This window comes from Acinetobacter sp., from assembly GCF_049284435.1.
Lineage (GTDB): Bacteria > Pseudomonadota > Gammaproteobacteria > Pseudomonadales > Moraxellaceae > Acinetobacter.
Map to the genome: position 1 here is coordinate 1 of NZ_JBAPXX010000163.1, position 12,999 is coordinate 12,999.

The window sequence follows — 12,999 nt, forward strand, 5'->3', positions numbered from 1 at the left end:
GTATAGCTTTCTGCCATCTCAATTAAATAATCAATAGAAACCGACTGAGGCGGAATTTTGCCCTGTACCAATGCCTGAAGTTCATGCATAAAAAATTTTCTTCTCATTAATCTATTTATATTGCTGCAATTATAAGCAGAGATCACATAAAATAGTGATCTATTTTGAGTGTTTTATAAACAAATTTTTTTAATTAAAAGTGATAAAAATCAATAGAAAAATTAGAGTAGGAAATAGTCGATATTTTTTAGAGTCGTGCATCTTTCACACTGAATGTGTTCAATGTGATCAAAAAAAAACAGGCTGAATCAATCAGCCTGTTTTAATGAAAAACAGCTTTGCATTAAGCTGTTTTTTCAGTTGCTACAGTCGCAGCATCTGCATTTACTGTTTCAGCAGGTGCTTTAGTCGCTGGAAAGTCTGGGAGATGAACCACTTGCGCCATTTGTGCAGACGCTTGAACAGAAAAAGCCATAACGGTTGCTGCGAAAGCAAATTTAAGAGCATTCATAGGATGACCTTTAATATCAGAGTGTTCAATAATTTGAACATAGGAGAATGTTTAAACTTAATTCGGGTGAAATAATAGCAAATAAGACTTAATAGAAAATGATAGATTCGGCAAATTCAAGCAGTAAATTTTAGATAAATTATTCTATAAAATAATAAATTAGTATATTTACTCTAGTTTAATTTTTATGACTTTACAGGGCTTTATGCTTTATTTTAGCGATGAGAATCTGGACTTAATCGAGTGCCAAAACAAGCGGTCATGTGTTTTTGATCTGCCAACTTAAGACTGAATTTCGAGCTTTGTTCAATCCATGTAAGTTTTTGCTATTGCTTGTTTACGGGCTGCTGCAATCTTCTAAGAATGGACTAAGATGGAATTTCATTAATTTTCACCCTGAGAGTTTTATTATGGCAATTGCAAAAGTGGTAGAAGTCAATTCAAGCAGCAATAAAAGCTTTGAAGATGCGATTCAAACGGGCATTCAAAAAGTCACAGAAACGGTCAAAAATGTACAAGGTGCTTGGATCAATGAACAGAAGGTTGTCATTAAAGAAAATAAAATCACGGAATATCGTGTCAATTTAAAAATTAGTTTTCTGGTTGATTAAGCGAATGCCATTCAATAACAAATAAAAAACCCCATTTGAAATGGGGTTTTTTATTGAACGTTGTTTTATTTAGCTTGGTCTGGCATGTCACAAGTTTCTGTTGAGCACTGTGCTGCCTGACTGTTGGTTGACGTATCGAGTGCTTTTTCAAATACTTGCAGGAAAACTTCTTTAGGCTGCGCGCCTGCCAATGCCACACGTTGATCAAAAACAAAGAAAGGCACGCCAGTCACTTTGAGTTGTTCATGTGCGACTTCCTGATCGAATTTGACAAAGTCGGCATATTCTTCCGAATCCAATAGGTCATCGACTTCGACCGGATTCAGGCCGATACGCGCTGCGACATCTTCCAGCGTTTCACGCTCTCCAATCGCCAGACCTTGGGTCATATAGCTATAGAAGAATGCTTCCTGTGCTTCATTACCCAGACCTTTGCTTTGTGCCAGATGAATCAGGCGATGTGCATTAAAGGTATTGCCTGAATTGGCACCTTCCCAGTTAAATTCAATACCTTCGGCTTTGGCCATCTCAGCAATATTGCGCTGCATATCTTCGACTTCTGCCACGGTGCGGCCATATTTTTGCGCCAGACGCTCAGAGTTGGAGACCTCCTGACGTACAGGTGCTTCAGGATCGAGCTGGAAACTGTGCCAATGTACTTCTAGCTCAATACCTGCTTCTTGTGCAGCAGCTTCTAAACGTTTTTTACCAATATAGCAGAAGGGGCAAACCACATCTGACCAGATATCTACGCGCATGTCATGTCTCTAATTTTGCTCTTGTGTTCAAGTATGAGGGTGAAGAATCAGAATTTAAAGCCCTTGAGCATCAGAAGTGTATTTCTACAGCATATCGGCAGGATAAATAAAAGAAGAAAGAGTAGGGGGTAGCCAGATGGCTTCCTTAATATAATCAGGTTCTGACTATTCAAAAAAATATAAAAGTGCCGTAAAAAAACGCCCCGTAGGGCGTTTTTTTGAATGCAGTTAATTATGCAGTTTTTACTGCAGCTTCAACAGCAAGCATGTGACCATTTTCTTCGAAGTTTGAGTGCCAAGAAAGCGCTTCACGAAGAAGATGAGGGGTATGACCGCCTTTTGCACATGCACGGTCAAAGTAATCATTCAGCGCATCGCGGTACATTGGGTGCGCACAGTTATCAATCACTGCACGTGCACGCTCACGCGGTGCCAAACCACGAAGATCCGCAAGACCTTGTTCAGTTACCAGGATATCTACATCGTGTTCCGCATGGTCGATATGTGAAGCAAACGGCACTACAGAAGAGATGTCGCCACCTTTCGCGATTGATTTGGTTACGAAGATCGCCAAGTGGGCATTACGTGCGAAGTCACCTGAACCACCAATACCGTTCATCATTTTGGTACCACATACGTGAGTCGAGTTCACGTTACCGTAAATATCAAACTCAAGTGCAGTGTTGATGCCGATAATACCTAAACGGCGTACCAGTTCAGGATGGTTTGAAATTTCCTGTGGACGTAATACCAGTTTGTCTTTGTATTGTTCAAGGTTGTTAAATACTTTCTCGCCATATTTAGCAGAAAGCGTAATAGAAGAACCTGAAGCAAACTTCATTTTACCGGCATCGATCAATTCAAAAGTACAGTCTTGTAGTACTTCTGAGTACATGATCAAGTCTTCGAAGTTTGAATCTTTCAGACCCGTCAATACGGCGTTTGCAATTGAACCGATCCCTGCTTGAAGAGGTCCCAAGTTTTTCGGTAGACGGTCTTCAGCCACTTCTTTTTCAAAGAAAGCGATCAAATGTTTAGCAATGCTTTGAGTCTCATCATCTGGTGCAGTTACAGTAGATGGAGAGTCATGCAATTCGCTGTTAAATACGATACCAACAATTTTAGATGGATCGATATTGATCGCATGCGTACCAATACGCTCATCAACTTGAGTCAATGGAATCGCTTGACGCGTTGGACGATAGGTCGGGATATAGATATCGTGCAAGCCTTCAAATGCCGGGCTTAAATTCGTATTGATTTCTACAATCACTTTTTCAGCAAAAATTGCAAAGCTTGCAGAGTTACCAACAGATGTTGTTGGAATGATGCCGCCATCTTCAGTAATCGCTACGGCTTCGATGATCGCAACGTCTGGTTTTTTCAACTGCAGGTTACGCATTTGCTCAACGGTTTCAGACAAGTGCTGGTCAATGAACATCACTTCGCCGTTATTAATCGCTTTACGTAAAGTGTTGTCTACTTGGAACGGTAAACGACGTGCCAATACGCCAGCTTCAGTCAATTGTTTGTCTAGATCGTTCCCTAGTGATGCACCAGTAATTAACGTGATCTTTAATGGATTTGCTTTTGCCTGTTGAACCAAAGCTAGAGGAACCGCCTTCGCTTCACCAGCGCGAGTAAAGCCACTCATACCCACAGTCATACCATCTTGGATGAATTCAGCCGCTTGTTCAGGGCTGATGACTTTGTTGTGTAGGGAGGCTAAACGGATACGATCTAAAGACATTTTAACTCTCATTAATTCTTAAACTATGATACGGATTGTACCGCTCAAAAAATGTATTGTGCATAGGTGTTAGGCTAAGGTCTAATTTTTTAGCTAAATGTAGGTATAATAAAAAATGATGATTTTTAAATGATTGAATTCGTGAACTATAAAATGAATTGTATAGAAAAACTAAAAAGTAATTTGCTGGATTACTGATCACTTGTTAAAAGTGATCAGTCAAGGTTTGGCGAATTTTATCGAGTGTGGTGGCTGGGGGGGGTGTCTCTGGGTTTACCTGATTTACGGGTAGTGAAATGATGGCTTCCAGCCCACCTTCAGGACGATTATGAATACGTAATTGACCATGGTGAATATCGACAATCCGTTTCACAATGGCCAACCCCAAGCCGCTGCCTTGTACCGTTCGTGCCGAATTGCCTCGAACAAAAGGCTGCATCAAGGCTTCAATCTGATCTTCCGGGATGCCTTCGCCATGGTCGGCGACACAAATTAATAGCTGGTCTTCTTCAACATGGGCAGAAAGCTCAATTGGTTCTGAACCATAACGTTTTGAGTTGTTGATCAGATTGCCAATCAGTCTTTTTAGCGACATGCTGCGTGCCTGAATGGTCGGTATTTCTTGTGGTGTAAAGCGGATATCTAGCGGTTTAAACTGCTTGACCAGTTCCTGTAAAAGTACATTGACATTGGTGTCCTGCGGTTCTTCATCGGAACCGTCGCGCATATAGGAAATGAACTGATCCAGAATCGCGTCCATATCTTCGACATCATAAATCAGGCCTTCCTTGAGAAAGTCTTCATCTGGCATCATTTCGGCACTGAGGCGGATCCGGGTTAAGGGCGTGCGCAAGTCATGTGAAATGCCGGCCAGCATAATTCGGCGTTCCCGCTCGGTCTGATCCAGGGTGTAAATCATTTGGTTAAAGGCATGATTGACCTGGCGAATTTCCAGTGGACCATGATTGGTATCCAAATAGGGTGCTGAGCCGATTCGGCTATAACTGTTGGCGGCATTCTGTAAGCGGCGTAAAGGACGGTTGAGCTGACGCACCAAGGTCAAAATAATGATGCCGACAATAATCGGAGTGCCGAGCAACCAGCCCAAAATCAGTTCATTGCTATAGTTGGCATAAGTTTTTAAAGGTTCTTGCACCCAATGGCCATTCATTTCAGGAGTCTGGATCCAGATACGCGGACTTGGCTTAAACTGAAAATAGACCGTGGCTTGTTCGATACGTAACTCTTTGGCCAGTTTGGTTTCGATCTGCCGGGTAAAAAATTCTGCAATCAGCTTTTCCCGGACAGTGGGGTATTCTGCCGGATTGGTAACATATTCAATGCCGACCCGGTTTTTCAGCCAGTCGTCAATATCGACTTCCTGCTGTTTGTGATACAGGCGCAGATCGGGATTGTTGAGAATTTCCAGTTCCATGGCCAGATAACGCGCATGTTGCTGGATTTCAGGTAAAAACAGGGTGCGCCAAAAGAACCACAAGGACATGAACAGGCTAAAACAGACCACAAAAACCACCAGTACCGTGGTACGCATGGCAGCAGAACGCGGTTTGATCTTGTCGAGAAAGCGTTCCCCGCGGGTACGCTTTTTTTCCGAGTAGCTGACAAAATCGGTAAATTTTTGTGGATCGATGGGGTCGAGTTTCACACTGCGTCCTTTTGCTCAAAAGGGGAGACTTCCCCCGTAGTTGGATACACGTTAAGGTCATCCGCAACTGGTTTGAGGCAGGACTCAAGATAGTCAATGATGTTTCTGCGAGAGAATCGCTTGAATGACGGAGGTTGTCGAGTTTTGCGGATGACAATGGTTTTGCTTACTTTTGTCGAAATAAAAGTAGGGCGAACCGCAGGTTAAACCCTATAAATAAGGCTAAACCATAAGACTCCGTCATCAATCAAGGTATTAATTTACTCAGCACCATCTGGAACAAAGACATAACCTACACCCCATACGGTCTGGATATAACGTGCACGGGCAGGGTTTTCTTCGACCAGACGGCGTAAACGTGACACCTGAACATCAATTGAACGTTCCATGGCACCCCATTCACGGCCGCGCGCCAGATTCATCAGCTTGTCGCGAGTTAATGGTTCGCGTGGATGCTGAACCAGTGCTTTCAGTACAGCAAACTCACCGGTTGTGAGTGTCACTACTTGGCCTTCACGGGTTAGGGTACGGGTAGACAGATCCAGTGACCATGGACCAAAAGAAACTACTTCCATCTGCTGGCTTGGTGCGCCCGGCACTTCACGTACCTGACGGCGCAATACCGCACGAATACGTGCCAATAGTTCATTCGGGTTAAATGGTTTAGGCAGGTAATCGTCGGCACCTGCTTCTAAACCGGCAATACGATCAGAATCGCTACCACGAGCGGTGAGCATAATGATAGGCGTATCGATATTGGATTGGCGTAAACGACGACAGATACTCAAGCCATCTTCGACCGGAAGCATAAAGTCGAGCACGATCAGAGAAAACAGTTCCCGCTGTAAAAGTCGATCCATCTGCGTGGCATCATGTGCAGTTTTAACTACAAAGCCTTTATCTTCGAGAAAACGCTGTAATAAGGTACGCAGACGAACATCATCATCAACCACCAGGATCCGTTCGACCCGGTCCGTTTCGGTATGTACGGCATCGGCTTTTTCAGCAGGTACAACTAAACTCATGAGATGCTCCTTTATTCTTTATTGTCGTCATAAACAAAAATCAAATAGGCTTTGAGTATACGATTCATTGATATTAATTGACTATGCTCTAAAGCACCAAATATTGCAGTTAAAATCAAGACATAGATACCAAATATATACATCTAAATGAGCAAAAAATACGATTTTAAGCTGGATAAAAAGCAAAGTTCATACAAACTTTATCGGGAAAAGCAGAAAACTGTGGCACTTCATAATATAAAGATGAGGTAAATTAATAAAAACAATGGTGGATTTTATAGACCCGGTCTTTATAATCATGCCATTTAGTACTTATCCTTGTGGGATCAAACACGATGACTGACTTAGTTCAGCAGTTGGCAAAAGAACTTGCCGTACGTCCAAATCAAGTTGAGGCTGCCATCAAGCTTATTGATGAAGGTGCCAGTGTTCCTTTTATTGCACGTTACCGTAAAGAAGTAACGCAAGGCTTAGACGATACGCAACTACGTCAACTCGATACGCGTTTATCATACTTGCGTGATTTGTATGAGCGCCGTGAAAAGGTGATTGAATCACTCAAAGAACAAGATAAATTATCTGATGATCTATTGGCGCGTGTGAATGCCGCTGAAACCAAAAATGCATTAGAAGAAATTTACGCACCGTACCGTCCAAAACGTACCAGTAAATCATTCAAGGCCAAAGAAGCCGGTTTAGGCCCAATTGCCGAAAAAATCTTTAATGAAGCCATTGATCCAGCTGAAGCTTTGGCGGGCTTTAGCCATGAAGATTATCCAGATCAAGAAAGCCAGCTTGATGCGATCCAGCACATCCTGATTGATGACTGGGCGCAAAATATCGCGCTGACCACTGAACTTAAAGCGACATTTGCAAAAACTGCCGTGCTGAAAAGTTTAGTTGCAAGTGATGAGAAAAAAGAAGTCGGTAAAAAATTCCGTGATTATTTCGATTTCTCTGAAAACTTGAATAAAGTGCCTTCACATCGTTTATTGGCGATGCTACGTGGCCGTCAGGAAAACGTTTTAGGCCTGAAAGTGGATGGCGAAGATGCTGCACCATTGGCGCGTATTGAGACTGAATACAATTTAGAAACTATTCAGCCACAAGCACGTCAGGATTTCTTGAAGCAAACTGCAAAACTTCTCTGGCTCGGTAAAGTTCGTCCAACGATCGAACATTCATTGCTGACTGAAAAACGTCTGGCTGCTGAAACAGAAGCGATGAACGTCTTTGCGGAAAATCTGCGTCATTTACTGCTTTCTGCACCTGCAGGTGCACGTACCACTTTAGGTGTTGACCCGGGTATCCGTACCGGTGTGAAATTGGCGGTGGTGAACGAGTCTGGTGATGTACTGGCACATAGTACAATTTATCCATTTGCGCCAAAAGATGATAAAGAAGGTTCATTGGCTGAGCTGGCACGTTTATGCCGCGAGTTCAATGTTGACCTGATCGCGATTGGTAATGGTACTGCAAGCCGTGAAACTGAAGCTTTGATTGCTGAAATGATGGCTGCGAACAGTGATCTGAAAATGACACGTGTGTCTGTGTCTGAAGCAGGTGCATCGGTGTATTCAGCATCTGAACTGGCTTCTCAGGAACTTCCAGAGCTGGACGTGTCTATTCGTGGTGCAGTATCGATTGCACGCCGTTTGCAAGATCCGTTAGCTGAGCTGGTAAAAATCGATCCGAAATCAATTGGTGTAGGTCAGTACCAGCATGACGTGAACCAGACCGGTCTGGCGAAAACGCTTGAAGCGGTCGTTGAAGACTGTGTGAACTCGGTGGGTGTCGATGTCAATACTGCATCAGCAGCAATTCTGGGTTATATCGCGGGTCTGAACAAATCAATCGCACAGCAAATTGTGGAATTCCGTAAGGAAAATGGTCGTTTTGATAATCGTCAGTCTTTGAAGAAAGTACCACGTTTAGGCGAGCGTACTTTTGAGCAGGCTGCGGGTTTCTTGCGTATTCAAGATGGCACAGAACCACTGGATGCTTCTGCAGTTCACCCTGAGTCATATGCTTTGGTGAGCAAAATTGTTGAAGCAAAAGCCACGACTGTAAAAGACATCATTGGCAATACTGAAATCATTCGCCAAGTGAATGCTGAAGAATTTGCAGACGAGAAATTCGGTCTGCCGACAATTCAAGACGTATTGGCTGAATTGGAAAAACCGGGCCGTGACCCGCGTCCAGAATTCCGTACTGCTAAATTCCGTGATGACATTACTGAAGTTGCGCAATTGTCTGAAGGCATGCAGCTTGAAGGCGTAGTGACAAATGTCACTAACTTCGGTGCATTTGTCGATGTGGGTGTGCATCAAGACGGTTTAGTGCATATTTCCGAGCTTGCGAATGAGTTCGTTGCAGATCCACATAAAGTGGTGAAGCCGGGTCAAATCGTACAAGTACGTGTTTTGAATGTTGATGCTGAACGTAACCGCGTGAATCTGTCAATGCGTCCGGAAGGTTCTGACGCTCCGGCGAAAGCACCACGCCAGCCACGTCGTGAAAACAATGAGTCACGTGGTGAGCGTAAGCCTCAAGGCAAACGTCCACAGCAAGCACGTCCGCAAGGTGATCGCCCTCAAGGCAAGAAACCTCAAGCGGCTAAGCCACAAGAGCAAAAAATTGGTGGTTTGGGTGCATTGTTATTGCAAGCAGGGATTAAAGGTTCTAAATGATTTTTAGATATCTTTAACTTAAAAAACCTCCCAATCGGGAGGTTTTTTAATTGGATCGTTATGAATTGATCATCGGCACAATCCAGCTGGTGATAATCAGCAAAATACCGAGATGCCCCAATTTTCGTGTCACATAGACCAGCTTAGACGGTGGCTGTTCCAGTCGTTTTGCATATTCTTCCATGCTAATGCCGGGCTTACCCTTACTAGTAAATAAAAATACCGCCAGGTCGATACAGATCAGAATCGTACCGATATCAGCGACCAGCTCCATCAGGACAAAATCCTGGCTATATAGCGACATGCTGACGCTATAAATCAGATAAATGGCAAAGGCCAGACACAGGTATTGCAGGACAACTAAAAACTTCTGCATAAATCTCAACAGTTCACAAAATTAAAGCAATTATAGAAATAATCGGGCAGCTGCGGCCAATTACAAGGCTTGCATCACCTCAGGAAAATTCTGCTTCTCGACCAGTTCCAGAAATTCATCGCCCAGACGCTGACTTTCCGCAATACATTGCTTCCAGAGCTGAATTCGTTGGGTCTGGTCCAAACCTTTTAAATTAAAGTCTTTACGGTCAGGCAAACGACCCAAAGGCAAACTTTGCAGATATTGCTGCGATGGAGAAAGCAGCAAAGTTCGTGCCTGATTTTCCGGATTTGACGTACGTTTAAATAACTTGTCAAACCAGCCGGGGATGATGCTATCGGTAAAATGTGGATACAGTACAATGCCCTTGCTCTGAAAGGGCAGGTCAATGTGATAGTCAATCAGGCCACCATCGCGATAATAACCCTGTGGCGCATCCGGAATATTATTCACCGCTGCCATCACTCCGGGAATAGACGCTGAAGCCATCAGCCAGGACAATACACTCTGTTCGGTCAATGCATGATAATGCGTGGTAAATCCATCTTCAGCGATTTTAAACTGCTCACCCGTATTGGGCTGGCTGATCACACGTTGCATGAAATGATGGCTGTGCCGGCGCGCGACTGCGGTCGTTCCAAGAATTCCAGCCACAGAAGCCAACAACGGCAATGCCCTGTCACTCTGGAAAATGTGCTGGGCTTTAATTGAGATTACTGCGAGATGATAATCTGGATGATTGACCAGATCGTTTTCTTTGCCTTGTACCAGATCCAGCAGCATGCCACGGCAGATGTTGCTGACATCCTGACGGGTCATTTTTTTATGAAAATAGAGGTTGGTATAGAGTTCAGCTAAGCGTTCGGCTCCCTGTTGAGCACCATGTGCAGCCATACTGGCAAAGCGCCAGCTGCCAATCGAAGAACCCACCAAAGTTCTACGCTGAGGTGCACGTGGAAAAAACTCACCAAAAATCGCCTGATCCAATCCCTGAATACCGATGCCTTTGGGGCCACCTGCAGCACCAGGTACAATATCGACCTGTTCGGGTTGCAAACCTTGTTTCAGAATCAGCTCACGTGCCAGATGGCCAGCACGAATCGTCAGCGCAGGCGCACGTTTTTGTAAAATCTGTACCATGGTTGAACCTATACTAGCCAAATGTGTGCTTATTTTAAGCGATAGGTCTGAAGACCCAATGGCAAGATATGTCCTAAGGTGACTTTGCAGTCATCATCGCCAAGCCATAAAAAAGTCTGAACGAGTCAGGCTTTTTTTATCATGTTGTAAAATCAGGGAGATTTATTTCGCAATCCGCCAGACGGCAAGCACACTCGCCAGTGCAATCAGAATGACCGACACAAACCATGGTGAAATAATCGCAATCGCCAGCAGAATGGCCATGACACTGCCGAACATCCAGCTACGCTTCTGTTGATGCTCCATTTGCAGGCGCATGCTTTGTAACTCATTGAGCTGTTTGGCATGCCAAGCCGACTGGTTTTTTAAACCGTTTAAGCTGTCGATCATCAGGGTTGGTAGATCCTGCGCACCCAAGAGCAGATCCGGGATTTTCTGTCCCAGCTCTTTCAGGTTTTTTTGCGGATTCATCTGGGCCTTGATCCAGTCTGTCAGGATCGGTTTGGCCAGACTCCAGATATCCAGTTCAGGATAGAGATCCGTACCTAAGCCTTCGACATGCACCAAGGTTTTCAGCAGCAGCATCAGTTGCGGTGGAATTTCCAGATGGAAACGGCGCGCAATATCCATCACTTCAATCAGAATACCGGCAAAATCCAGTTCATGCATTGGCTTGGACACCATCGGCCCCACACTGCGGCGCATTTCACGGGCCAGGGCATCCTGATCGGTACCCGGTGGAATCCAGCCAGCCTGATGCACCACCTGAATCAGCTGCATAAAGTCACTGTTCATGACCGCCAGTAGCATGCGTGCTACGGTCATCTGGTCGTGTTTGGACAGCTCGCCCATAATCGCGCAGTCCAGCGCAATAAAACGCGGATTGGCTGGATTAATGGTTTCCACAAAGACGTTGCCCGGATGCATGTCAGCATGGAAGAAGTTATCTCGGAACACCTGAGTAAAGAAGATGGTCAGGCCTTTACGTGCCAGATCAGCACGATCCATGCCCAACCGGTCAAAGGTCGCGATGTCTGAAATCGGCACCCCGGTAATGCGCTCGGCCACCAGTACGTCTTTGCTGTCCATGTAAATTTCCGGCACATACATCATGCTTGAACCGGTAAAGTGATGACGCATACGGCGGGTATTATCGGCTTCCAGCGTCAGGTCCAGTTCATTCAGAATGATCTGGCGGTAATCCTGAATGATTTCAGACAAATGTAGAGCACGCGCTGCTTCGAGACGTTTTTCCAGAAAGTCCCCCAACCATTGCAGAATTTCAAAATCCTGCAAAATCTGCTGGCGAATATTCGGACGGGTCACCTTGACCACCACTTCACGGCCATCATGCAGGGCAGCGGTATGGACCTGTGCAATAGACGCAGCAGCCAGGGGCTGGGTGTCAAAACGAGCAAACAGGGTATTCACATCCGCTTTCAGTGATTCCTGAATGCGCATCTTAGCCACGTCATTGTCAAAGGGCTTGACTTGATCTTGGAGCAAGACCAGTTGCTGTAACAGTTCAGGTGCAATCAGGTCACGACGGGTCGAGAGCAACTGACCAAGCTTGATCGCCAACGGTCCCATTTCTTCTAGGGCCAGTTTCAGCTTGAGCGGATTTTTACGTTCACGACTGGACCAGGCGGCCGGATGCATCCGGATCAGTGACAGCACATGCCGGGATTTTTCTGGTAATTCTTCCGCAGGAAACAACGTGTCGAGTCGATAGTGCGCGGCGATGCGCCAAAGTTCGAGTAAACGTGAAACATGCGGAATCATAAAGCTGTGTACCTAGTCTTGAGTAGAATTGTTTGAGGCATCGATTTGAGCCTGAAGCTGATGGATTTTTGCTTCAACCCGATCTAAATTTTGATTCAGGATACGGGTGTCCTGATTCAGGTCATCCATTTGCCAGCGTGGGGCAAACAGACCGCTGTCTTCTTTTAAGGCATCTTCAGCAAAGAATAATTGACTTTGCAGGGTGCGTTTTAGCTGCTTGGGCAGCAGTTGCAATTTACCAATTTCATGCGCCAGTGTCGGGCCAACCCAGGGACTTAAGTGTGCTGCCAGATCCAGTTCCGCCTGTTGCATGATGCGCTGGATTTCCTGCAATAATTTGTAGTCGCCTTGCAATGGAATATTGCCGACTTCATCGGAAAGCAGCAGCTTGAGTAATTCCACCACATTGCTGACCTGCAAGGTTGCGGTCGCTTCGGTGACTGTCGCGGAACTCGCGTCAAATGGACGTTGTTCAAAGACCGAAGGTGTTTCGGTATGACCGGTTGCCGTTGGTTCCAGACGAACTTTGCCTTCATCAAAAAACACATCGACCGAAAGCTGCGGCGAGGCAATCACTACCCGCAGCATTTTTCCGGACAGGGCATTCAGCTGGATGCGAGTAATGGCATCCAGATCAATCACATGATGAATCACGCGTTCAACAGCACCGAGTGCCAGAATTGACCACAT

At 45.0% G+C, this 12,999-nt stretch carries 11 protein-coding genes; 2 read left to right on the plus strand and 9 right to left on the minus strand.

Features of this window, described 5'->3' with window-relative positions:
• Positions 1 to 343: 343 nt before the first annotated feature.
• Entirely contained in the window at positions 344 to 511 is a 168-nt protein-coding gene (locus WAK81_RS13755; RefSeq protein ID WP_005245837.1) for a hypothetical protein, read from the minus strand.
• Between the two features lie 410 nt (positions 512 to 921).
• Here WAK81_RS13755 and WAK81_RS13760 point away from each other — a divergent pair, with 410 nt between their 5' ends.
• Complete coding sequence (locus WAK81_RS13760; protein WP_004278594.1) at positions 922 to 1,122, plus strand: dodecin family protein; 201 nt, start codon at positions 922 to 924, stop codon at positions 1,120 to 1,122.
• A 65-nt stretch (positions 1,123 to 1,187) separates the two neighbouring features.
• On the opposite strand, the gene WAK81_RS13765 is transcribed toward WAK81_RS13760, so the two are convergent.
• From WAK81_RS13765 to ompR, 4 genes are all read right to left on the minus strand, one after another.
• Positions 1,188 to 1,880, minus strand: a complete 693-nt coding sequence (locus WAK81_RS13765) for a DsbA family oxidoreductase (protein ID WP_422197608.1) — start codon at positions 1,878 to 1,880, stop codon at positions 1,188 to 1,190.
• Between the two features lie 232 nt (positions 1,881 to 2,112).
• Complete coding sequence (locus WAK81_RS13770; protein WP_422197610.1) at positions 2,113 to 3,630, minus strand: acetyl-CoA hydrolase/transferase family protein; 1,518 nt, start codon at positions 3,628 to 3,630, stop codon at positions 2,113 to 2,115.
• A gap of 205 nt (positions 3,631 to 3,835) precedes the next feature.
• Positions 3,836 to 5,296, minus strand: a complete 1,461-nt coding sequence (locus WAK81_RS13775; protein ID WP_422197612.1) for an ATP-binding protein — start codon at positions 5,294 to 5,296, stop codon at positions 3,836 to 3,838.
• Between the two features lie 260 nt (positions 5,297 to 5,556).
• The gene (gene ompR, locus WAK81_RS13780) at positions 5,557 to 6,321 is read right to left on the minus strand and encodes a two-component system response regulator OmpR (RefSeq protein ID WP_004278590.1); all 765 of its coding nucleotides are present in this window, start codon (positions 6,319 to 6,321) and stop codon (positions 5,557 to 5,559) included.
• A 335-nt stretch (positions 6,322 to 6,656) separates the two neighbouring features.
• Here ompR and WAK81_RS13785 point away from each other — a divergent pair, with 335 nt between their 5' ends.
• Positions 6,657 to 9,011: a Tex family protein gene (locus WAK81_RS13785; RefSeq protein WP_422197615.1), complete on the plus strand. Its 2,355-nt coding sequence runs from the start codon at positions 6,657 to 6,659 to the stop codon at positions 9,009 to 9,011.
• 58 nt (positions 9,012 to 9,069) lie between these two features.
• Here the strand turns inward: WAK81_RS13785 and WAK81_RS13790 are convergent, their stop codons facing one another.
• From WAK81_RS13790 to WAK81_RS13805, 4 genes are all read right to left on the minus strand, one after another.
• Positions 9,070 to 9,387, minus strand: coding sequence for a hypothetical protein (locus tag WAK81_RS13790; protein ID WP_005245842.1), 318 nt, complete (start codon positions 9,385 to 9,387; stop codon positions 9,070 to 9,072).
• Between the two features lie 60 nt (positions 9,388 to 9,447).
• Positions 9,448 to 10,527 carry a patatin-like phospholipase family protein gene (locus WAK81_RS13795; RefSeq protein WP_422197617.1) on the minus strand — a complete coding sequence of 360 codons (1,080 nt, stop codon included), beginning with the start codon at positions 10,525 to 10,527 and terminating at the stop codon, positions 9,448 to 9,450.
• Positions 10,528 to 10,689: 162 nt separating this feature from the next.
• Complete coding sequence (locus WAK81_RS13800) at positions 10,690 to 12,309, minus strand: ABC1 kinase family protein (protein ID WP_422197619.1); 1,620 nt, start codon at positions 12,307 to 12,309, stop codon at positions 10,690 to 10,692.
• Between the two features lie 12 nt (positions 12,310 to 12,321).
• Complete coding sequence (locus WAK81_RS13805) at positions 12,322 to 12,999, minus strand: ubiquinone biosynthesis accessory factor UbiJ (RefSeq protein WP_422197621.1); 678 nt, start codon at positions 12,997 to 12,999, stop codon at positions 12,322 to 12,324.